Here is a 20,803-nt window from a genome sequence, read left to right on the forward strand (position 1 = left end):
ATCCTCGATTTCGGCATGAAAATGTCTCGAATCGGGATTGCCGAACAGTCATGCAAATGGATAATTGGCACATGAAGAGAGTTCGCAAGGCAGTGTTCCCGGTTGCCGGTCTCGGCACGCGCTTTCTCCCCGCCACCAAGGCCATTCCCAAGGAAATGCTGACGGTCGTCGACAGGCCGGTCATCCAGTATGTGGTCGATGAGGCGCGCGAAGCCGGGATCGAGCATTTCATCTTTGTGACCGGCCGCAACAAGGCGGTCATCGAGGATCACTTCGATGTCCAGTTCGAGCTCTACGACACGCTTGCGCAGCGCGGCAAGGACGACCAGCTCGCCCGCCTGCAGCGGCTGCAGCCGGCGCCGGGGCAGACCAGCTTCACCCGCCAGCAGGTACCGCTCGGCCTTGGTCACGCCGTCTGGTGCGCGCGCGAGCTCGTCGGCGACGAGCCCTTTGCGCTGCTGTTGCCCGACATGATCATGCAGTCGGAAAAAAGCTGCATGAAGGACATGGTCGAGCTTTACGCCGAGACCGGCAACAACATCGTCGCCGTGCAGGAATGCGATCCGGCCGAGGCGCACAAATACGGCATTGTCGGCCGCGGCGAGGACGCGCATCACGGTTTCCGCATCACCGGCATGGTGGAAAAGCCGAAGACCGGCACGGCGCCGTCGAACCTCTACATCAACGGGCGCTATATCCTGCAGCCGGAGATATTCAAGATACTCGAAGGTCAGGAAAAAGGCGCCGGCAACGAGATCCAGCTCACCGATGCAATGCTGAAGCTGCAGAAGCAACAGTCCTTCTACGGCTACCACTACCGCGGGCGGACGTTCGACTGCGGCTCGCCCGAAGGCTTCGTCGAGGCCAACGTTGCCTTCGCACTGTGGCGCAGAGACATGAATGCCAGCATGGCCGGTGTCATTCGCACGCTTCTCGACGAACTCGCGCCGTCAGAACGCCGCGGCGTAGCCTTGTAGTTTCAACACCGGTTGCCGCGCTGATCGGCTAAAGCGCGCCGCGTTCGACCGGCCTCATGCGACGCGCTTTAGGTTCTTGTTTTACGCAAGTCGTTATCGCAAAACCGCTGCACACTTTTGCGCGACATGCATTTAGCGCTGCAACTTCAAGCCGACGAAGATACTGTTGGCCGTGTAGTCGCGCCCAACCAGGTTGCTGGTCAGTTTTTCAGTCCTGGCGCGGGTGGTGAGCCCGGTGTAGCGGTTCAGCCACCACGTCAGCCCAGCCTCGGCGCTCAGCGTCAAATCATGATCGTCGGAGCCGGTATAGTCGCGCCATTCAAGGCCGAGAGCGGCATTTCCGGTCAGGTTGGCGCGGATCTGCCGCTCGCCGGTGAGGCTGCCGGAATAGAGCATGTCGCCGCTTTCGCCCGCATTCGTCGTGTTCTCGGCGGTCGTCTGTGCGGTGAGCCCGATCGTGGTGCCGCGTTCCGGCGACCATTTGAGATCGGCATTGACCGTCGCGCCCGAAATAGCCGGCAGGGCATCGTCGTCGATAGCTTCGCGCAGCCAGCCGACCGAGAACTCGCCGCTAAGCTTCTCGCGGAGATCGAGCTCGACGCCGGCCCGTGCGCCAAGCCTGGTCGAGGAGCGCTGGAAGCCGTTTGGATCGACGCGCAAATCATAAGCGCGCCGGCCGATCTCGATTTCGGTGAACGGGGTGATGGCAGGCGAGATCTCGTAACCGGTACGCAAAATGGCCGTGTAGAGCGTCGAGTCGCGGCCCTTCTGCGACAGCGATCCGCCCGACGAAAGCTTGGCGTCGCCAAAGATGTCGTGCTCGACCGCGCCAGTCAGCGCGAAGCGCATTTTGCCGGCATCCTTCTCGACGGCGAGACTGCCGTTCACGGTCTGGCGCACCGGCTGGCCAACGGCGCCGACGACCGCGTCCGGCGCCGAGGCCGATTCGGGCAAGGCCTCATAGCCCAGCTTGGCGATGGCGCGCAGATCATTGTCGAGATCGATGTTGAGTGTGCCGTCGACGCGGCCTTGCGCCTCGTGAATGTCATAGCCGGACAAGGTTTCGCGGAAGATGCCATAGCCCTCAACCGTCGCCGAATTCTCCCGCCAGTCGGAGACGGCGTTGAAGCGCAGCGTCGTTTCCGACAGCAAGGCCGGCTTGCCGAGGCTGCTCGAATCGGCGTTTGTCGAAGACGTCAGGCCTTGCTCGAGCGTCGGCCGGATCACGAAGGAGCCGAGCTTGATGCCGGTGGCGGCGAACGGGTCGTCCTCGTTCTTGTTGTCCTGGCCTTCGATGGCTTCGGTGCGCTCGGCGCCGGGGTCGAGCTTGAGCCTCTCGGCGGAATCGATGGTGACGGCACGGCGGTTGACCGTATCCTGCTCGTCTATGGCGGCGGTATCGGTGTCGTCGGTCGCCGCCGCGGCTGCAGTCGCGGTTCTCTTGCGCTTCTGGCTGTCAGCGGTCTCGTCTTCGGCGTTGGCCGCATTGGCGGCGCGTTGCGTCGCGCTTGGCCGCCGTCGGGGGGGCGGAGCAGGGTTGTCGGGAAATGGATCGCCGATGGCCGCTGGTTGATCGAAAGTGCCGCCGGTTTTGGCCGCCTCGCCCGTGCCGTCGTCAGGCAACGCCCCTTGGCTGGCCGGGCGATAGGTAGGCAGCGGCGTATTGTCGTTGGCGGTTGCAGCAGCCTGCGCGGCTTGGGTTCCGGCTATGCTCGATTGCCTGATCTTGTACTGCTGGTCGTCCAGGATTGTCGATTCCGAAACCTCGCCGCGCAGCTCGGTTTCCTGGGCGCAAAGCAGTGCCGGCCGCGACAACGCAAAGACACTGGTTGCCAGCAGCAAAGCGCAGACCGCCTTGCCCTTTCGTCCCATTTTGTTTTGAGGCTGAAACCCGGACATCGGCACCACTGCTTGCGCGGCGCACGCGCGCCATACTTACGAAACCGTAAATGGGGATGGTTAACGGAGCGTTGAGGCATAGCCCGTCAGGAGGTTCGGGACGGCAATTCCGTTGGACAGGCGCGCGCCGAAGCGCTAATCGCATCGTCCATGGACGTGAAATCCCCAGACAGGAAGCGGCATGACGGGCAGGCCGCGATTGCCTCGGCGCTGAGAACCGTGGCGACGGAGCAGGCCGGCGTCGCGGCACTGGCAGACGCTCTCGAAAACGGGCTGGCCGAGCCGTTCGCACGAGCCGTCGGCATGGTGTCGCAGATCGATGGCCGCGTCATCGTCACCGGGGTCGGCAAAAGCGGCCATATCGGCTCGAAGATCGCCGCAACGCTAGCCTCGACCGGCACGCCCGCCTTTTTCGTCCACCCTGCCGAAGCCAATCACGGCGACCTTGGCATGATCGCCAGAAACGACGCCATAATCGCGCTTTCGTGGTCGGGCGAAAGCCTTGAGCTCAAGGGCATCATCGCCTATTCGAGGCGCTTCTCGATCCCGCTGGTCGCGGTCACCGCGGGTGAAAAATCGGCTCTGGCGCGCGCGGCCGACGTTGTGCTTCTGCTGCCGCGAGCACCGGAAGCCTGCCCGCACGGGCTTGCGCCGACGACCTCGACACTATTGCAAATGGTGATGGGCGATGCGCTGGCCATAGCGCTGCTCGAGGCACGCGGCTTCACCCCGGACCATTTCCGCACGTTCCATCCCGGCGGCCAGCTCGGAGCCAACCTGACGCAGATCCGCGAGATCATGCATGTCGGCGACAGGCTGCCGCTGGTGTCGTCAGGTACCGGCATGCGCGAGGCAATCCTCGAATTGTCGCGCAAGGGGTTTGGCTGCGTGGCCGTGACTGCCGCGGACGGCAAGCTGATCGGCATCATCACCGATGGCGACATCAGGCGCCATATCGGCAGCGATCTCCTGGCAATGAGCGTCGATCAGGTGATGACCAGAGAGCCGAAAATGGCCGCGCCCGACACGCTTGTTGCGACGGCGCTGCAGACGATCAACGACTCGGCTATCACCAGCCTGATGGTGGTCGAAGGCAGGCGGCCGATCGGGCTCGTCCATCTGCACGACCTGCTGCGCATCGGTGCTGCCTAGCGGGCTTCTAGACCGCCTCGACCGTCAGTTCCAGGTCGGTATCAGCGGCGCCCGTCACGCGCACTTGCGTGCCGGCCGGCAGGTCAGGACCGGAGACGCGCCACAACGTGTCGCCCAGCTTTACGCGGCCGCGCCCGTCCTTGATCGGCTCGGCAAGGGTCGCCGTCCGGCCGACCATCTGTGCGCCGCGACGGTTGAGCAGGGGCTGGTCGGTTTCATCATGGCGCCCGCCCACCAGCCGCTTGCCGACATAGGCCGAGACCAGCGACAGCGCGAGGAAGGCGAGGACCTGGACTTGCCAGGTCCAGAAACCGGCATCCCAGATGAGCAGTGAGACGACGCCGATCAACAGCGCGGCAATGCCGATCCACAGCATGAAAATGCCCGGCGCGATGACCTCCATTACCAGCAGGACGAAGCCGAGGACCATCCAGCTCCACGGGCCGAGTTCGGAAACAATGCGGTCGAGCATGGCTGTGGCCTCAGGTTTCGCTCGGACGAACGACCGGCGGGCGGGCGGCCTGTCGTGCGGCACCGGCGGTGCCTTCGCTTCGGAAAACTTCCTTGGCGATTTCGCCAATACCGCCGAGCGTGCCGATCAGCGATGAGGCCTCCATCGGCATCAGCACGAGCTTGCTATTTGTCGCTGAGCCGATCCTGGTCAGCGCTTCGGTGTATTTCAGCGCGACGAAGTAGTTGAGCGCCTGCACGTCGCCTTTGGAAATCGCCTCCGACACCACCTGCGTGGCGCGTGCTTCAGCCTCGGCCGAGCGCTCGCGCGCCTCGGCATCGCGGAAGGCGGCTTCCTTGCGGCCTTCGGCCTCCAGGATCTGCGATTGCTTGAGGCCTTCGGCGGCGAGGATCTGCGCGCGCTTATTGCGCTCGGCCATCATCTGTCGGCCCATCGATTCGACGAGATTGGCCGGCGGGTTGATGTCCTTGATCTCGACACGAGTGATCTTGATGCCCCAGGGATGCGCCGCCTCGTCAACGACGCGCAGCAGGCGCTCGTTGATGGCGTCGCGGTTCGACAAAAGTTCGTCGAGGTCCATCGAGCCCATCACGGTGCGGATGTTGGTCATCGTGAGATTGAGAATCGCATTCTGCAGGCCGGAGACCTGGTAGGCGGCCTGCGCCGCGTTGAGCACCTGATAGAAGGCGATGCCATCGACGGCAACGGTGGCATTGTCGCGGGTGATGATCTCCTGCGTCGGAACGTCGAGCACCTGCTCCATCATGTTCATCTTGGCGCCGACACGGTCGACGAAAGGCACGATCAGGTTGAGGCCTGGGTTCAATGTCTTGGTGTAACGGCCAAAACGTTCGACGGTATAATTATAGCCTTGCGGAATTGTTCGAATGCCCTTGATAAGCACCAGCACGACAAGGGCGACAAGAACAAGAAGCGCGATATCAAAACCACTGAAACCCATTTGGCTCTCCCCTCAAAGGCCGGCCATGTTGGATATTCCACGCGACCGATTCCCATCAAACACTTAAGTGTGTTTCAGCAATGTTACAATCAGGTGATCACGGATTGCGGGTGCATAGACGGGTGATCTGTTCAGGCCCAGCCGGACAGCTCGCGCCGCACCATCGCCTCGATCACCGCCATGCCCTCGGCACTGTCGTTGAGGCAAGGGATGTGTGCGAACTTTTCGCCGCCGGCATGATGGAAGGTCTCGGACGCTTCCCTGCCGATCTCGTCCAGCGTCTCGATGCAGTCGACGGAAAATCCTGGATTGACGATGGCGACCGATTTCACGCCTTCGCGCCCTAGTCTTTCGACCGTCTTGTCGGTGTAGGGCTGCAGCCACTCCTGCGCGCCGAAGCGCGACTGGAAGGTGGTAATCAGCTTGTTTTCATCCCAGCCGAGCTTTTCGCGCAGCAGTCGGGTCGTCTCGAGGCAATGGGCCTGGTAGGGGTCGCCCTTATCGGAATAGGGTTTCGGAATGCCGTGATAGGAAGCGATGACAATTTCCGGTTCGAATCCGAGGCTCGCCAGATGCTTTTCGATCGAACGGGCGAGCGCCTCGATATAGGCCGGCTCGTTGTAATAGGGTGGCACGCTGCGAATGGCCGGGGCGCGGCGCATCTTCATCAGCGCGCGAAACAGCTGGTCGTTGGCAGTCGCAGTCGTCGTCGCCGAATATTGCGGATAGAGCGGGAAAGACAGGATGCGGTCGCAGCCTTGCTCGACCAGTCTCTCGGCCACGCTCTCGGTCGAAGGGTTGCCGTAGCGCATCGCCCAGTCGACGACGACATTGGGTAGCTCGCCGAGCGCGAGCCCGAGCTTCTCGGCCTGGGCGCGGGTGTAGGTTCGCAGCGGCGACTCGTTGCGCTCCCGGTTCCATATCCTGGCATAGTTGGCCCCTGATTTCTTCGGCCGGGTGGTGAGGACCACGCCGTAGAGGATCGGATACCAGATCGCCTTGTTGAGCTCGATGACGCGCGGATCGGACAGGAACTCCCGGAGGTAGCGCCACATCGGCTTGAAGCCGGTGCCGTCCGGGGTGCCGAGATTGATCAGCATGACGCCGACCTTGCCGGTCCTGACCAGAGGGCGCCCTGCCGACGGCGAGGCGGCAGTCTTCTCGGCTTTGATTTCAGCAGGGTTGGCAAGCGTCATGAGGTTCTCCAACACCGCGAACCAACGGTGCCGCGGCGAAAGTAGCGATGCCGCGCCGGTTTTCAAATGCTGCGTCTGGCCGCACCTTATCCCAGAAATGCAACACCCGCCCGGTCTGCCGGGCGGGTGCATTGCGTTCCTGCGGCTGGATTACTTCGAGGCCGCCGGGATCGTCAAGGTTGCGCCGACCGGAAGGCGGCGTGGCTCGTAGGCTTTGTTGGCATCGGAGATTATTTTCCATTTGGTGCCGTCGCCATAAGCCTTCACCGCGAGATCCCAATAGGTATCGCCGGCGACGATTACATGGCTGCTTTCGGCCGGTGCCGGCTCAGCCGGAGCAGGGGTCGCCGGAGCCGGTGTGGCCGGAGCCGCAGGTGCCGCCGGCTGGGCCGGCTCGGCGGGTGCGGGTGCCGGCGCTGTTTCAGCCGGGACGGCCGGTGGTGTTTTGGAAATGTCGCCAGAGCCGGCCGGCATTTCGGGCATTGCCGGCTCAGCAGGCTTTGCCGGCGCAGCCTGAGCAGGCTTTGGCGGTTCGGCAGGGTTGGCAGGTTCTGCGGCCGGGGCCACGGTCGCGGCGATCTCGGTGATGCGGCCGTCGAGCTTCGGCGTATAGGGCCGGTGCGCGCCTAGGTAGTCGGCGACGACCTGTTCCAGCCCCGGGCCGTAATCATAAGCGTTCTTGGCCTTCTCGGCGAACACCTTGTAGCCGTCGCCGCCCTGGCGGACATAGTTGTTGGTGGCGACCAGGTAATCCTTGTCCGGCTTAATCGGCGTCCAGGCGCCGCCTTCCATGACCTCGACCGATTTGACGCGTCCGTTAGGCGGCGCCGATTTGTCGAACGCATATTTCAGGCCGGCAACCTGCGGGAAGCGCCCGGCGCCGTCCTCGACCTGGCTGAGGCCGCTTTCGAGGCCGGCAACCAAATCCTTGCCGGAGATCTGGAAGGTCGCCAGCGTGTTCTGAAACGGCAGGACGGTGAGAACCTCGCCCATGGTGACGGTGCCCTGGTCGATGGAGGCGCGCAAGCCGCCGCCATTCGAGATGACGATCTCGACACCTTGGCCCTTGACCCGGTCGAGGACGGCGTCGGAGACCAGATTGCCCATCTCGCATTCGCGGGCGCGGCAGTTTTCGCGACTGCCGTCGATCGCCTTGGTGGTCTCGGCGACTTCCTTGTTCTTCAAGGCCTCGATCGGCGCGCCGAGTTCCTTGATGCGAGCAAGCACGGCGGGGTCGGGCGTGATCGATTTGTCGAGATGGATGGGATCGCCGCTTGCCTCCTTGACGACGCCGTTGTCGTCGAACACGACCTTGAACTCGCCGAGATATTTCGAATAGGACGCCGCCTGCACGACAGGCACTTTGTAACCGTCCGGATTGTCGACCATCGTCGGATATGGGCCTTCCGCCTTGGGGTCGGTGTTGGACAGCAGCGAATGGCTGTGGCCGCCGACCACCACGTCGATGCCCGGGATATTGGCGATCACGTCGCGCTCGCGCTTGTAGCCGATATGGGTGACCGCGATGATCTTGTTGACGCCCTCTCGCTTCAGTTTCTCGACCTCGGCGGTGATCGACTTGACGTCATCTTCAATGGCGATGTTCGGGCCAGGCGAGGCAAGCTCCGGCGTGTCGTTGGTGACCGCGCCGACAATGCCGATCTTCTGGCCGCCGACCTCGACCACGATCGACGGCTTGACGCGGTCGCCGAGCTTGGATTGCGCATTGGCCTTCACATTGGCGCCGAGCACCGGAAACTTGATCATGTCGAGGAACGGCGCCAGCGCCGACTCGCCATCGTCGAACTCATGGTTGCCAAGCGCCTCGGCGTCGAATTTCATCTGGTTGAGGAATTCGCCCTCGGTCTTGCCCTTGTAGGTCGTGTAGAAGAGCGAGCCCTGGAAATTGTCGCCGGCGCTGAGCAGCAGCACGTTCTGGCCCTCCAGCTTCTTGCGCTCCTGCGCAATCGCGGTGACCAGGCGGGCGGCACCGCCGACGCATTCGCCCTTGGTCTCCTCCTCGGCCGAGCAGGTCGATTCGTACTTGTTGTTGCTCTCGATGCGGCTGTGCCAGTCGTTGATGTGCAGGATGTTGAGCGTGTAGTCGGCAAAGGATACCCCAGCCGACAGGCCAAGCGCCGATGCCGACAGCGCGGCGATGGCAGCAATCTTCTTCATTCTCGTCTCCCGGGTGACTTGACCAGTGGCGTTAACGCTCTTGTTTGACTGGGATGTAACAGCCCTCTCAGGCCATGTTCACATCGCGTTTCAGTCGATGCAAGCTGAAATCGGCATCAGCTTTGCCGGCGCAAGAAGACGACGGCTTGAAGCCGCCGCCCTTGTGCAAAGTAAATTCGGAAGGATTTCAGGTGCGCCTGGTCAGCACAAAATTCTGTCCGCTCGCGCTGGTGCAATTGAGCTGGCTGGTGGAGACCATCAAGCAGTTGAAGCTGATTGGCGTCTGGCGGATCAGCGAAGTGCCATGGATCTCGACCGAGGTGCCGCCGGTCATGGTGTAGCTGCCATCGGCAAGCTTCTGGCCGGTATCGGTGGCGACGGTCGCGAAGCTGCCGCCCTTGAAGGTCGACAAGCCCGTGCCCTGCGCGTCGATCCAGGAGCCTTCAACCCCCTTGGCCGTGATCACCGGCGGCTCGCCTGAGCCGGTTGTCGTGCAGGCCGCCAACGCGACCGTAGCGGCCGCGGCAATGCCAGCCGAAAGCAGTCTTTGCGCAATCGTCATCTTCAAGATCCTCTCCTCTCGCATCGGCCCAAAATCGATCCGATTTTCGGAAAGCACGATGCGCACATTCAAAGTGCTAGAGCGTACTTTGTGCGTCCAAATGGACGCACGTCGCTCTAGGCCGCCCCTCTTCAATCGCCCGATTTCCGGGCGATTGCAAGCTGGCGGAGTGTCGAGGCAACGCTGCTATCGAACGAGGATGTTGCGGAATTGCCACGGGTCTTTGGTGTCGAGATCCTCGGGAAACAGACCAGGCCGATTGTCGAGCGGCGTCCAGTCGGTATAATAGCTCCTGACCGGCCCGAGATATGGGTTCTGCACGTCGAGGCAGCGCTTGTAATCCATCTCGTCGGCTTCGACGATGCCGGCCTCGGGATTTTCCAGCGCCCAGACCATGCCGGCCAGCACCGCCGACGTGACCTGCATGCCGGTGGCGTTCTGATAGGGCGCCAGCTTGCGCGCCTCGGCCAGCGACAGCTGCGAGCCGTACCAGTAGGCGTTCTTGGCGTGGCCGTAGAGCAGCACGCCGAGTTCGTCGACGCCATCGACCAGTTCATTTTCGTCGAGCACGTGATGCACGGGCTGAGCCTTGCCGGCGACACCGAACATCTCGTGCAGCGACAGCACGGCGTCGTTGCAGGGATGATAGGCGTAATGGCAGGTCGGCCGGTATTGCACCTTGCCCTTCTTGCCGCGCAGCGTGAAAAAATCGGCAATCGAGATCGCTTCGTTGTGTGTCACCAGGAAACCGTATTGCGGGCCGGGCGTCGGACACCATGTGCGCACGCGTGTATTGGCGCCGGGCTGCTCCAGATAGATCGCGGCCTTCGAACCGTTCTTGTGGCTTTTGGCGTTCTTCGGCATCCACGCCTCATGCGTGCCCCAGCCGAGCTCGGCCGGCTGCAGCCCTTCCGAAATGAAGCCTTCGACCGACCAGGTGTTCCAGAACACGTTCATCGGCTTGGGCTTCTTGGTGCGCTGGGTGTCGCGCTCGGCGATATGGATGCCCTTGACGCCGGCCTTCTTCATCAGCCTGGCCCAGCCTTCGCGATCGTGCTGCGCGGGTTCCGAGAAGTCGAGGCCAAGATCTGTGGCGAGATTGACCAGTGCCTGCTTGACGAACCACGAGACCATTCCCGGATTGGCGCCGCAGCACGAGATCGCCGTGGTGCCGCCCGGGTTCTTCGCGATTTCAGTACGTACGGTCTCGCGCAGCGCATAGTTGGTGCGTGAGGCGTTGTCGGCCTTTTCGTCGAAATAAAAGCCGAGCCAGGGCTCGACCACCGTGTCGATATAGAGGACACCAAGCTTGCGGCAGAGCTTCATCAACTCGAGCGAGGAAGTGTCGACCGACAGGTTGACGCAAAAGCCCTGGCCGCCGCCATTGGTCAAAAGCGGTGTCAGCAGCTTCTTGTAGTTCTTTTTGGTCACTGCATCCTGCATGAAAGTGATGCCGCGCTCGTCGAGCAATTTGCGGTCGGCGTCGCGCGGGTCGATGACCGTCATGCGCGACTTGTCGAATTTGAAATGGCGCTCGATCAGCGGCAGCGTTCCCCGTCCGATCGAGCCGAAGCCGATCATCACTACAGGGCCGGTGATCTCACCGTAAACGGGCCAGTTTTCATTCGCCATTTATCGATTACTCCCTCAAAAAACGCTTCGGAACAGCGGCTTGGCCGCGGCGCGACAAACCATAGATCATTGTCACAATAAAGCGAAAAGCGGACGGCCGGCCTCCCGCCGCGCCATCCCGGCTACGGCTCGACCAGTCTTGCGAATGCAGGCTTGAAGAGGTCACGTGCCTCGGAGACCGGCAGTTCCAGCAGATCGTCGGCGCAGGCCTGGATGGCATGCGGCAGGGTCTGGAGCCCGAAAACCAGAACCTGCTTGTCGCCCTCACGCCAGAGGCTGACCGCTAGATATTCGCCGATGAGATCGTCCATGCCGCATTCGGCTTCGTGATCGATATCGGTCTGATCGATCGGTTTCTTGCGCCGCTGCTTGACCAAGGAGGCGAGGGAAGGACCGGGCTTGCCATCCACCGTATCCAAGAAAATGTCCTGAAGGCCAAGCAGGACGCCGCCCCGTACATCCATGATGTAGGCGTCCGAATAGTTGGTCGGATGCGCTCCGCCGCAGAAGATGCTGCCGGACTCCCGCCAGCTCATCAGCCGCGGAGTCAGCGAGGTCACTTCGAATGTGCTGTCCTCATAGCCTCCGAGGGTGCCGTCGTTTACACCGTCAATCGGCCCGCCTTCGTTGAAACCGGCATATTGCGCCGCCACGCAGCCCAGTGCGCCGATGTTGGCGCGCCAGTGCCTGTCTTGCAGCAGAGCATTCGCGGCCTCGATCGGAACGTTGCCGGACAGTTCGACAATGCGCGGCGTGGCGAATTTGGTGCGGGGGTCGACGACATAGCGGTAGGTTGCGTCCGGCCAACCAGTCGTCTTGCCGTTATCGAGCTGAGTGTCCATCCGCAGATAGTCATAAGGGGACGTTTCCATGGTGAGCGGCGTGTCATTGCCGAAGAAGTTCATGAAGCTGAAATCGTAGAGATCGAGCGGGGTGCTGGGCTCGTTCCCGGTCCCTTGCCGACTTGCGACCCGTTCCAATCTGAGCGGCAGCGCCCTCTTTCCGTTCCAGCTGCCTTCAAGGGTCTTGCCGTTACTGGATGAGGCCAGGCGCCACACAGCGGCGATCGGCGCGGCATTTCCGTCATCGCAATTATCGGCGCCGCATGCCTCCTCCTCGGCCAGTTCGAACTTGCTGCCCTTCTGCAACTTGGCCTGCAGCGGGATATCGACGCCCTTCGAGCGGTAGAAGTAGCGGCCGGCCAGCGGGCCGTCGGCGGTCGCGGGGTCGCCGGTGAATTCGACGACGATATCGCTTTTTCCAAGCTTGCCGGCATAAGTCACCGGCTCCGCCTCAGCTGCTGTCGACAGTGCCAGGATCGCGGCCATGAACGTGACCGGCCTGCCAAGATGCTGGATCATTGTTCCCCCAAGCCACAAGTTACAGTTGTCTTCCGCCGACAGTCACGGTCGGCTGTCAGGCCCTTATAGTCAAGTTGTGCCCCGTTCAGTGTCAGACGCTGCTTAGCGAAAAGACGCTGCCAGCGCCGCCCCTGATGCGGATGGCGCATCCGCGCGTTTCAGCGGACTTTTGCCCTCGGCCCGGCCGTGGAGGCTCGAACCACCAGTTCTACCGGCAGAACGACCTGGCGGGGGGCCTCATTGTCAAGAACCATTCGGGCGGCCAGCCTGCCTTTTCCGATCACGTCTTGCGCCACAGTGGTCATCGGAGGCGTGGTGCGTGCGGATTCAGCGGTCCCATCGAAGCCAACGACCGATACGTGGCCCGGCACGTCGATGCCGCGGCGAACCGCCTCGTCCAGTATTGTGATCGCCTGCCAATCCGACATGGTCAGGATCGCGGTTGCTTCAGGCGCCCTGTCGAACACCACTGCTCCGGCAGACGGCTCGCCTGGTATCGTCTCGATGATCGGGACATCGTCGATCGACAAATTCGCCTCCGCCAAACCCTGTTTGAAACCATCGAGCCTTTCATCGTCGAGCGGGAAGCCGGCCAGAAGCGGGCGCGTTGCCTGTCCGGGCATGTGGACAATCGGCGGGCCGGGAGTCCGGCGCACCGAAAGGATGGCAAAATGCCGGTGCCCCAGCCCGATCAAATGCCGGACGGCAGCTACCGCGCCGCTCCAGCCGTCGATCTTTATCGAATTGATGTCGGGACCTGCGTCGCTTTCGAGAATGACGAAGGGCAGACGCCGTCTCTGGACCGAAATTATGAGACCGATATCGGCGCTGTGACCAAGGATAAAGCCGTCAACCAGCGCATCGCGGATGCTGGCGAAGCGCGTGTCATCGGTGCCGTTTACAAGGCTGAGCGTCGTTCCAGCCTCGTCGCAGGCGAGCGAAACGCCGAGCACCAGCTCGCGGCCATAGGGGCTTCTCATCACTTCGGAGATGGCGTAGGCGCCAGGCGGCATGAACCCGATGGCATTGAACTTGCCGTGCCGCAGCAATCGTCCTTTCGGATCGGGGCCGCCAAACCCGAGCGCTCGCGCGGCCGCTTCGACGCGCTCGCGCAATTCGGGCCTGACCAGCTCCGGCCGGTTGAAGACGTTGGAGACAGTCCCCCGGGAAACTCCGGCAGCCTTGCCGACATCGGCTAGGGTTGGCATTGGCGATTCACTCGTTTTTCCTGAGGTAGACCATTTTTTGGAGCGCTCCAAGAATTTTATTGACTCAAAACCGAAATAGGCGGATCGTATTCCTTGGAGCGCTCCAAGGGCATATATTCGGAATGTTTATGCGACTGCGACACCGAGAATCGTCAAATGGCGTGGCCGCAGCGGCCATGCCAAGGAGAGGATGATGGCAGAAACCGATGCTTTTCCAGCTTCGCTCGTCGGCAAGACTTTCGACTGCGTTTTCGGCCCCTTCGTACCACGGCTGACGTTTTTCTCGCCGCAGGAATTGCATATCCAGGCGTCGATCGGGACCACCGAAATCGACGAGGTGGTCAAGGTCGACCTGACCAGCGTACGCCCGAATCTCGTGCTCGCGAGCTGGACGGAGCAGAGCGGCAACTTCATCGTGCAGTTGCAGGATCACGAGAAGGGGATTGTCCATAATTATGCGCGGCTGGCCGATGGGCAGCTCTTCTGTGCCCAGGGTGCCATTCAAGTCGTTCCTGCATAAGGGAGGAAAATGCGATGGAGCTCGCTTACGATAGTCATCTGCTTGCCCGAATTCTGCTAAGCGTCGCGAACGTGGGCTACGGTGTAGCGACGATCAAAGCCGACTTCAACGCCACACATGCAACCAATCCGTTGTGGACCCCACACGCCCGGTTTCATGTCGTCTGGCAGGTGCTGAGCTACACCGGTGTGGCGCTGATTGCGCTCGGACTTATCTGGATCAAGGGACAACTCGAAGCCGAGCGGCTCTATCTCGCCGGGGGATTGGCCGCGGCTATGTATGGAGCATTCTTCGCGGCCATGCTCTCGCGGCCGATCTATGGCGGCGTGCTGTATGACGAGAACGGCTATCTGCCGTTCCGGCCGCCGTTTGGACCGGCGGGCTGGCGGTGGGATGTCAACGTCACCGTCTTTACCGCGATGTCCGCGATCCTGCTGCTGGGCGTGGCTGCTATTTAGGACAGCACTAGCGCCCTGAGCCACGCGACCAGCCGGTCACGGTCGGCGGTCATCCCCTTGTAGTCGAGTTGTGCCTCGTCCAGCGCCAGAAGTTGTTCGGCCAAGGACGCCGCGAGCGCCGCGCGGTCGGGGTGGCGTTCCAGCACGGCGAGCGGGTCGAGATGGATGCGGATGGTGAAGAGTACGTCGCCCGAAACGGGGAGCTTTCTCAGCGTCTGCCGCTCGACGCGGATAAAGGCATGGGCGTCGATGTCGCCATCCGGGAATCTCGACGGGCGACTGCTGGCGCGGTCGATGCGTTCGAGGTTGGAGAGCGGATGGTAGAGCGCGTCGCCCGCCTGGATCGACCAGTTGTAGCGCTCGATGGCTTGGCCCTGGAGGCCGTCGAACATGCGGTTGATGAGATCGGCCGGGCGTGTGCCCGGGCCGAAACCCGGTACCGGCGCGTGGATCTGCTGCAGCGGCTTGCCGAATTTTTCGGTCAGCGACCATGACGACGGGAAGCAGAGCGAGCCGGCCGCCAGACGCCAGCCGCTGTCGTCGCGGCGCATCAGGATCAAATCCTCCTGGACGAGCAACGAGGCCGCGACAAGCGGCGCATCGGTGAAAGAAGCTGAGGTGCCTGAGCCCTCGAGATTGTCGATTCCGCCGATCACCTCGATCGCATTGTCGGTACGCCTGTGGGTCTCAGGAAAGTTCGCCGCCAGATGCGCACCGAGCAGATCGAGCACTTCGCGCTGAGCGTCGCGCGTTGTTTGCCCCTCGACAAAAACCTTGCCGGGAATTTCCGCATAAAGCCGGCGTTTCTCGGCAAGATAGGGCAGCAGATATTCGTCGACCTCGATCCAGCTATCGAGATTGAGCGGCTTCAGCCCGATGGTGAACAGTTTCGACGAGCCGTCATAGGGTGTGTGGGTCGGCGGGCGGAAGCTCATGCCTCTTTGTAGGCTTCCAGTGCGGCGGCGGCCATTCTCGCCGTGAATTCGGTGATTTCGTAATCGGCGGCACCTGCCTTGGCGAAGGGATCGTCCGCCAGTCTGGCATCGAGCTCCTCGCGTGGACCGCGCGCGATGATGATGCCGCCGGTCCTTGGCCGCTTTGGCCCGGAGGCGACAAAGATACCTTGCGCATAGCAGGCCTTCAGCCATTCGACATGCGCTTGCTGCAGCCGGTCGATCTCGGTCAGCGGCACCTTGTAGTTCAGCGAAACCACGAACATTGTTGTCTCCAGATGCTTCAGCCCAGCCGCGCCGGGATCAATCCGCGCAGCGAGTTGCCGACGAACAGCGCCTTGGCCGATTGCAGTTCGTTCCACGTGTAGACCGCTTCACCGGCGCGGCCTTGATCCAGCAGTTCGCCGCGCAGGACGCCAGGCAGCAGGCCGCAATCGAGCCGCGGCGTGGCCAGCACGCCGTCACCGAAATCGGCAAAGACATTGGTGATCGTGCCCTCGCAGATTTCGCCGCGCTCATTGGCGAGCAGCACCTCGTCGGCGCGGCCGGCGAGATATTCGGCGCGGGCGCGTATATAGGATTGTCGGCGGCTGGTCTTGTGACGCAGCAGCGTGTCGCTCGAATCAAGCCGCACCCGTGCCAGTTGAAGTGTCCAGACCTTGTCTGCGGCGAGCGGCTCGTAAGGCTGCGCCGAAACCGCGACTTCGCCCTTGCGCGACAGGACGAGGCGTGTGCGCAACGCGATCTGTTGGTGGCCGACCGCATTCATCAGCGCTTCGCCGACCCTTTGCGGATCGCAGGCGAAACCGAGTTCGCTTGCCGAGCCGTAAAGCCGCGCGAGATGGCGGTCGAAACGGAGGAAACCAGAGCCGGGTTCCCAGCGCATTGTTTCGATCAGTTCGAAATCGGCAGTGTTCCCGTCGCGAAACGGGCTTTCAGCAGACACTCCTGGTACTCCTCTTCGGCTGTCGAATCGAAGACGACGCCACCGCCGACATTGTAGACCGCCTCGCCATTGGCAAAGAGCGAGATGGTGCGGATCGCCACCGAAAAGCGCATCCGGCCGCCGGGCGCGATCCAGCCTATGGCGCCGCAATAGACATCGCGCGGGCCACTTTCCAGCTCGCGCAGGATCTCCATGGCGCGGATCTTCGGTGCGCCGGTAATCGAGCCGCAGGGGAACAGCGCGGCGAAAATCTGGCGGATGGCGAGGCCGGGCAAGAGTTTCGCCCGCACACGGCTCACCATCTGGTGGACGGTCGGGTAGCTCTCGATGCGGAAAAGCTCCGGCACATCGAGCGTGCCAACCTCGCTGATCAGTGAAATGTCGTTGCGCAGGAGATCGACAATCATCCGGTTCTCGGCCTGGTTCTTCTCGTCGTTGCGCAAGAACGCTTTCAGGCGATCGTCCTCGGCTTTTGTTGCGCCGCGCGGCGCGGTGCCCTTCATCGGATGCGTCTCGATCATGCCTTCCGCGTCCACCTCGAAGAACAGTTCGGGCGAACGCGACAAGACGATCGGATCGCCGAGCGCGACCAGCGCCCCATACTTCACCGGCTGGCGTTCGGTCAGCGCGTCGAAGGCGACCAGCGGATCGCCCGACCATTGTGCGTGGACCGGAAAGGTCAGATTGCCCTGGTAGCAGTCGCCCTTGCGGATATGGTCATGCAGCCTGGCAAAGCGTTTGGCGTAGTCGTCCGAAGACCAGGCTGCCTTGGCGTCGAAGATTGGGCCGTTGCTAGCCGGCAGATCGCCTGGCGCGATCGTCTCCTCGACTGGCGCGTCGAACACGCCGAGGCAGAAAAGCGGGGCGCGGCGGCCGGCCGGCAGCAGCGGAACGAGCTTGGGTTCGAGCAGGTAACCGGCCTCGTAGGAGAAATAACCGGCCAGCCATTTGCCGCCGTCATGTGCTACCTGCGCGGCTTCCAGCGCAGGCAAAAAGTCCGCCTCGCCATGCGCTGCGATTATCTCGGCCGGCCGGTCGAAAACGAGCTGCCGCGCGGTCTCGTCGTTCCTGAAAATTGCAAAGGGCAGGGGCAGGGACATAAGGCTCGAATGCTGCGGTCACCAGCGATCGATCTATATGGGGGCTCGACCGTGTGCAATCGAGGGAGCGGCGTCTCAAGACGCAAAGGCGCGGCGGCAAAAACAAATGCGGCGCCAGTGGGCGCCGCCTTGTTCCAAAATGCCACCTTGCGATGGATCAGGTGTTGCTGGCTTCCCCCGCGGTCGGGAAGCGGCGCGCAAATTCCTTCTCGTCACCGGCGGCAAGCAGTTTCGCCTGCTCGATCCAGCGTTCACGTTCGATACGGCCGTCGAAATTCAACGTCGCCTCGATCCGCTTGACATCGTCGGGTGTCCAGGCGGCGATCTGGGCATAGGTCGTGACCCCAAGCCCTTTGAGCAGCCGCTCGTTGGTCGGGCCGATGCCGATCAGGCGACGCAGATCGTTGGCTTTGCCTGCCGCGGTGGCTGTTGCCTTGCCGGTCGCGGCTTTCTTTGCAGATGGCGCGGCCTTGCTTGCCGCCGGCGCAGCCTTGCTTGCCGCTGGCGCGGTCGTCGGCGCGGCGCTCGCTTTCGATGCAGGCGGTTTCGGTGTTGCCGTTTTCGCGGCACTTGCGCGTGGCGCGGTCGCGGCCTTCGCCGTTGCAGATTTCTTCGGCGCCGGTTTGGCCGGTCCGGATGTCGACATCAGCGTTGACGGCGCCTGCATCGCGGCTTTGGTCGCGCCGGTCTTGGCGGCTGGCGCCTTGGCTGTTGCCGCCTTCGCGGTTGGCGCCTGGGTGGTTTTCGCCTCGCCCAGCCGGCGTTCGAGATCGGCGCGGGCGCGGCCGCATGCATCCAACTCACCGGTCAGACGGTCGCTATCGGCCCGCAATCTGTCGCGTTCGCTGCGCGTGCGGTCTAGATCGCCGCGCAAACTGTCGAGTTCGCCACGCAGGCGTCCCCAAATGAACCAGCCAACCAACACACCTACCAGGAACGCCAGGAGCATGTAGAAAAAAGTGCCCATTGTCTTTCTCTCTCCAGTCCGATCCGTCCGCCCTGGCCTGTGGAGCCATGACCTCGGCGAAGGACCATTCGATGGTGGTTCCGCAATTTGCAGAACAGCCGGCTTCGATCGAGCTGTCGGCGACCGGTTTGCCCCTGGCCAACAACCGTTGTCGCATCCGCCGACACGCCATGACCGGTCGGGATTTTCCGACCGGATCCATTCGTGCCCGGCTGAGCTTGAGGGCGGACGCTATCATACAGCTTACGGGAATCTAACGGAAAACTTCCATGGAAAGTTATTTAAGAACAAATATCCAAGACAAGAATAGAACCATCGCCAATATGCATTGCAGCTAAACTGTTCTGGAAAACCCGGTCATCCGGTGTTGCGCATCACCCAGTGTTGCGCATCAATTGTCCAGTGCTTCCAGCTCGTCGATCAGTCCGCTGATCACGCCAAGCCCGATCTGCCAGAAGGCAGGGTCGGCCGCGTCGAGGCCGAACGGCGCTAGAAGCTCGGAATGATGCTTGGTGCCGCCGGCGCGCAGCATGGCAAAATATTTCTCCTGAAAGCCGCGCTCGGCGTTCTGGTAGACCGCGTAGAGCGAGTTCACCAGGCAATCGCCGAATGCATAGGCATAGACGTAGAAAGGCGAGTGGATGAAGTGCGGGATATAGGTCCAGAAAATCTCGTACCCTTCGCGCAGCTTGATCGCCGGCCCGAGGCTTTCCGCCTGCACTTCCAACCAGAACTGGCCGAGCTTGTCGGAGGTCAGTTCGCCGCTCCTGCGCTCGGCATGCACTTTGCGCTCGAACTCGTAGAAGGCGATCTGGCGCACGACCGTGTTGATCATGTCCTCGACCTTCTGGGCGAGCATGGCCTTGCGTTCGCGCTTGTCGGTGGTCTGCTCGAGCAGCGAGCGGAAGGTCAGCATTTCGCCGAACACCGATGCGGTTTCGGCCAGCGTCAGCGGCGTCAACGCCATCAAGGCGCCCTGGCCGCCGGCCAGCACCTGGTGCACGCCGTGGCCGAGCTCGTGCGCCAGCGTCATCACGTCGCGCGGCTTGCCCATGTAGTTGAGCAGCACATAGGGGTGCGCCGAAGGCACGGTCGGATGCGCGAAGGCGCCAGGCGACTTGCCGGGTCTCACCGGTGCATCGATCCAGTTGCGGTCGAAGAAAGATCTGGCGATCTCCGCCATGTCGGGCGAAAAGCGCTGGTAGGCGGAAAGCACGGTGTTCTTGGCCTCGTCCCAGCCGATGACCGCCTGCGGGGTCTCCGGCAGGGGCGCATTGCGGTCCCAGTGGTTCATCACCTCCATGCCGAGCCAGCGCGCCTTCATCGCATAATAGCGATGCGACAGGCGCGGATAGGCGTCGCGAACCGCGGCGGCGAGTGCATCCACTACGCTGCGTTCGACGCGGTTGGCGAGATGGCGGGAATCGGCAATGTCCTCGAAGCCGCGCCAGCGGTCAGAAATCTCCTTGTCCTTGGCCAGCGTGTTGGTGACCAGCGTAAAGACGCGCAAATTCTTGCGGAATGTCGTGGCCAGCGCCTCGGACGCCCGGCGGCGCACCTCGCCGTCTGCGTCCTGCAGGCGATTGAGCGCCGGCTCCAGCGTCAGCTCCTCGCCGTCGACGTCGAAGCGCAAATCGGTCATCGTCTCGTCGAACAGGCGGTTCCAGGCCCCGCGCCCGGTGATCGACTTTTCGTGGAAGAGTTGCTCGATACGGTCTTCGAGCTGATAGGGCTTGTCCTTGCGCAGATCGAGCACCCAGGGCCGGTAGTGGGCGAAAGCGAGATCGGCGGCGAGTGCGTTTTCGATCGCGCCATCCTCGATGAGGTTCAGCTCGAGCGCGAAAAACAGCAGGTGCGCGCTGGCATCGGTCATCTTTTCCTGGATGTCGCCATAGAGCTTGGCGCGCTGTGGATCCGACGTGTTGCCGGCATAGACAAGCCCGGCATAGGAGACGATCCGGCCGATCAGCTCCTCCAGCGCTTCATAGGCCTGAAGCGCCTCGCCCAGCCTGCCGGCGCTGCCACGCCCGGCCTCGGCGGCGAGCGTGCCTTTCCAACGGCTCTCGAAGGCGATGGCATCGGCGGCGGCCTTGGCGATGTCGCGCTTCAACTCGGGCGCTTCCATGCCCGAATAGAGATCGGCCAGATTCCATTCCGGCAGGTCGCCAAGCTCCGCCACGCCCTGACCGGGCGCCGCCGCCAGCTTTCGAGCAAAAACCATGCGCATTGCCGATCCTTCCAGACACAAAAATTCGAGGAAA

At 62.4% G+C, this 20,803-nt stretch carries 19 protein-coding genes; 4 read left to right on the forward strand and 15 right to left on the reverse strand.

Features of this window, described 5'->3' with window-relative positions:
* The first annotated feature begins 71 nt into the window (after nucleotides 1-71).
* Nucleotides 72-977 (forward strand): UTP--glucose-1-phosphate uridylyltransferase GalU, encoded by a 906-nt coding sequence (galU, locus tag NKI58_RS10555; protein WP_023675387.1) that lies wholly within the window; start codon nucleotides 72-74, stop codon nucleotides 975-977.
* 132 nt (nucleotides 978-1,109) lie between these two features.
* Here the strand turns inward: galU and NKI58_RS10560 are convergent, their stop codons facing one another.
* On the reverse strand, nucleotides 1,110-2,849 hold the full coding sequence (locus tag NKI58_RS10560) for an outer membrane beta-barrel protein (protein ID WP_502896702.1): 1,740 nt from the start codon (nucleotides 2,847-2,849) through the stop codon (nucleotides 1,110-1,112).
* A gap of 177 nt (nucleotides 2,850-3,026) precedes the next feature.
* Here NKI58_RS10560 and NKI58_RS10565 point away from each other — a divergent pair, with 177 nt between their 5' ends.
* A complete protein-coding gene (locus NKI58_RS10565; RefSeq protein ID WP_023675389.1) occupies nucleotides 3,027-4,028 on the forward strand; it encodes a KpsF/GutQ family sugar-phosphate isomerase in 1,002 nt (333 codons plus the stop codon).
* 7 nt (nucleotides 4,029-4,035) lie between these two features.
* Here the strand turns inward: NKI58_RS10565 and NKI58_RS10570 are convergent, their stop codons facing one another.
* The 8 genes from NKI58_RS10570 to NKI58_RS10605 all read right to left on the reverse strand — a co-directional run bounded on the left by NKI58_RS10570 (nucleotide 4,036) and on the right by NKI58_RS10605 (nucleotide 13,598).
* A complete protein-coding gene (locus NKI58_RS10570) occupies nucleotides 4,036-4,500 on the reverse strand; it encodes an NfeD family protein (RefSeq protein ID WP_023675390.1) in 465 nt (154 codons plus the stop codon).
* Nucleotides 4,501-4,510: 10 nt separating this feature from the next.
* A complete protein-coding gene (locus tag NKI58_RS10575) occupies nucleotides 4,511-5,461 on the reverse strand; it encodes an SPFH domain-containing protein (RefSeq protein ID WP_352539357.1) in 951 nt (316 codons plus the stop codon).
* A 131-nt stretch (nucleotides 5,462-5,592) separates the two neighbouring features.
* Complete coding sequence (gene hemH / locus NKI58_RS10580; RefSeq protein WP_023675392.1) at nucleotides 5,593-6,657, reverse strand: ferrochelatase; 1,065 nt, start codon at nucleotides 6,655-6,657, stop codon at nucleotides 5,593-5,595.
* A 150-nt stretch (nucleotides 6,658-6,807) separates the two neighbouring features.
* Nucleotides 6,808-8,835, reverse strand: a complete 2,028-nt coding sequence (locus tag NKI58_RS10585) for a 5'-nucleotidase C-terminal domain-containing protein (protein ID WP_352785647.1) — start codon at nucleotides 8,833-8,835, stop codon at nucleotides 6,808-6,810.
* Between the two features lie 187 nt (nucleotides 8,836-9,022).
* Entirely contained in the window at nucleotides 9,023-9,397 is a 375-nt protein-coding gene (omp10, locus tag NKI58_RS10590; RefSeq protein WP_023675394.1) for an outer membrane lipoprotein Omp10, read from the reverse strand.
* Nucleotides 9,398-9,583: 186 nt separating this feature from the next.
* Entirely contained in the window at nucleotides 9,584-11,029 is a 1,446-nt protein-coding gene (locus NKI58_RS10595; RefSeq protein WP_352785650.1) for a homospermidine synthase, read from the reverse strand.
* 122 nt (nucleotides 11,030-11,151) lie between these two features.
* Nucleotides 11,152-12,390 carry a hypothetical protein gene (locus tag NKI58_RS10600; RefSeq protein ID WP_352785653.1) on the reverse strand — a complete coding sequence of 413 codons (1,239 nt, stop codon included), beginning with the start codon at nucleotides 12,388-12,390 and terminating at the stop codon, nucleotides 11,152-11,154.
* Between the two features lie 158 nt (nucleotides 12,391-12,548).
* Entirely contained in the window at nucleotides 12,549-13,598 is a 1,050-nt protein-coding gene (locus tag NKI58_RS10605; RefSeq protein WP_352785656.1) for a LacI family DNA-binding transcriptional regulator, read from the reverse strand.
* A 193-nt stretch (nucleotides 13,599-13,791) separates the two neighbouring features.
* On the opposite strand from NKI58_RS10605, the gene NKI58_RS10610 reads away from it, so the two are divergent.
* Nucleotides 13,792-14,118 (forward strand): MoaF-related domain-containing protein, encoded by a 327-nt coding sequence (locus NKI58_RS10610; RefSeq protein ID WP_352616241.1) that lies wholly within the window; start codon nucleotides 13,792-13,794, stop codon nucleotides 14,116-14,118.
* Nucleotides 14,119-14,132: 14 nt separating this feature from the next.
* Nucleotides 14,133-14,576: a DUF6640 family protein gene (locus tag NKI58_RS10615; protein ID WP_352785659.1), complete on the forward strand. Its 444-nt coding sequence runs from the start codon at nucleotides 14,133-14,135 to the stop codon at nucleotides 14,574-14,576.
* Here the strand turns inward: NKI58_RS10615 and NKI58_RS10620 are convergent.
* The 6 genes from NKI58_RS10620 to NKI58_RS10645 form a co-directional block, all read right to left on the reverse strand.
* Nucleotides 14,573-15,511 (reverse strand): heme-dependent oxidative N-demethylase family protein, encoded by a 939-nt coding sequence (locus NKI58_RS10620; RefSeq protein ID WP_352785662.1) that lies wholly within the window; start codon nucleotides 15,509-15,511, stop codon nucleotides 14,573-14,575. The genes NKI58_RS10615 and NKI58_RS10620 overlap by 4 nt on opposite strands.
* Entirely contained in the window at nucleotides 15,508-15,795 is a 288-nt protein-coding gene (locus NKI58_RS10625; RefSeq protein WP_023675400.1) for a YciI family protein, read from the reverse strand. The genes NKI58_RS10620 and NKI58_RS10625 overlap by 4 nt, the downstream gene beginning before the upstream one ends.
* Before the next feature lie 17 nt (nucleotides 15,796-15,812).
* Nucleotides 15,813-16,475 (reverse strand): aminotransferase class IV family protein, encoded by a 663-nt coding sequence (locus NKI58_RS10630; RefSeq protein ID WP_352785666.1) that lies wholly within the window; start codon nucleotides 16,473-16,475, stop codon nucleotides 15,813-15,815.
* Nucleotides 16,424-17,575 (reverse strand): aminodeoxychorismate synthase component I, encoded by a 1,152-nt coding sequence (locus NKI58_RS10635; protein ID WP_031211375.1) that lies wholly within the window; start codon nucleotides 17,573-17,575, stop codon nucleotides 16,424-16,426. The genes NKI58_RS10630 and NKI58_RS10635 overlap by 52 nt, the downstream gene beginning before the upstream one ends.
* A 157-nt stretch (nucleotides 17,576-17,732) precedes the next feature.
* Nucleotides 17,733-18,542, reverse strand: a complete 810-nt coding sequence (locus tag NKI58_RS10640; protein WP_352785669.1) for a helix-hairpin-helix domain-containing protein — start codon at nucleotides 18,540-18,542, stop codon at nucleotides 17,733-17,735.
* Nucleotides 18,543-18,933: 391 nt separating this feature from the next.
* Nucleotides 18,934-20,769: a M3 family oligoendopeptidase gene (locus NKI58_RS10645; protein WP_352785670.1), complete on the reverse strand. Its 1,836-nt coding sequence runs from the start codon at nucleotides 20,767-20,769 to the stop codon at nucleotides 18,934-18,936.
* Nucleotides 20,770-20,803 lie beyond the last annotated feature (34 nt).

The sequence above is a fragment of the Mesorhizobium sp. M0522 genome, assembly GCF_040321085.1.
In the GTDB taxonomy this organism is placed as follows: Bacteria; Pseudomonadota; Alphaproteobacteria; order Rhizobiales; family Rhizobiaceae; genus Mesorhizobium.

Coding starts and splice junctions, on each gene's coding strand:
- NKI58_RS10560 (WP_502896702.1), bottom strand. CDS start 2,849: ATGGGACGAAAGGGCAAGGCGGTCTGCGCTTTGCTGCTGGCAACCAGT.
- omp10 (WP_023675394.1), bottom strand. CDS start 9,397: ATGACGATTGCGCAAAGACTGCTTTCGGCTGGCATTGCCGCGGCCGCT.
- NKI58_RS10565 (WP_023675389.1), top strand. CDS start 3,027: ATGGACGTGAAATCCCCAGACAGGAAGCGGCATGACGGGCAGGCCGCG.
- NKI58_RS10605 (WP_352785656.1), bottom strand. CDS start 13,598: ATGCCAACCCTAGCCGATGTCGGCAAGGCTGCCGGAGTTTCCCGGGGG.
- NKI58_RS10600 (WP_352785653.1), bottom strand. CDS start 12,390: ATGATCCAGCATCTTGGCAGGCCGGTCACGTTCATGGCCGCGATCCTG.
- NKI58_RS10640 (WP_352785669.1), bottom strand. CDS start 18,542: ATGGGCACTTTTTTCTACATGCTCCTGGCGTTCCTGGTAGGTGTGTTG.
- NKI58_RS10595 (WP_352785650.1), bottom strand. CDS start 11,029: ATGGCGAATGAAAACTGGCCCGTTTACGGTGAGATCACCGGCCCTGTA.
- NKI58_RS10645 (WP_352785670.1), bottom strand. CDS start 20,769: ATGCGCATGGTTTTTGCTCGAAAGCTGGCGGCGGCGCCCGGTCAGGGC.
- NKI58_RS10575 (WP_352539357.1), bottom strand. CDS start 5,461: ATGGGTTTCAGTGGTTTTGATATCGCGCTTCTTGTTCTTGTCGCCCTT.
- NKI58_RS10635 (WP_031211375.1), bottom strand. CDS start 17,575: ATGTCCCTGCCCCTGCCCTTTGCAATTTTCAGGAACGACGAGACCGCG.
- hemH (WP_023675392.1), bottom strand. CDS start 6,657: ATGACGCTTGCCAACCCTGCTGAAATCAAAGCCGAGAAGACTGCCGCC.
- NKI58_RS10625 (WP_023675400.1), bottom strand. CDS start 15,795: ATGTTCGTGGTTTCGCTGAACTACAAGGTGCCGCTGACCGAGATCGAC.
- NKI58_RS10620 (WP_352785662.1), bottom strand. CDS start 15,511: ATGAGCTTCCGCCCGCCGACCCACACACCCTATGACGGCTCGTCGAAA.
- galU (WP_023675387.1), top strand. CDS start 72: ATGAAGAGAGTTCGCAAGGCAGTGTTCCCGGTTGCCGGTCTCGGCACG.
- NKI58_RS10570 (WP_023675390.1), bottom strand. CDS start 4,500: ATGCTCGACCGCATTGTTTCCGAACTCGGCCCGTGGAGCTGGATGGTC.
- NKI58_RS10585 (WP_352785647.1), bottom strand. CDS start 8,835: ATGAAGAAGATTGCTGCCATCGCCGCGCTGTCGGCATCGGCGCTTGGC.
- NKI58_RS10615 (WP_352785659.1), top strand. CDS start 14,133: ATGGAGCTCGCTTACGATAGTCATCTGCTTGCCCGAATTCTGCTAAGC.
- NKI58_RS10610 (WP_352616241.1), top strand. CDS start 13,792: ATGGCAGAAACCGATGCTTTTCCAGCTTCGCTCGTCGGCAAGACTTTC.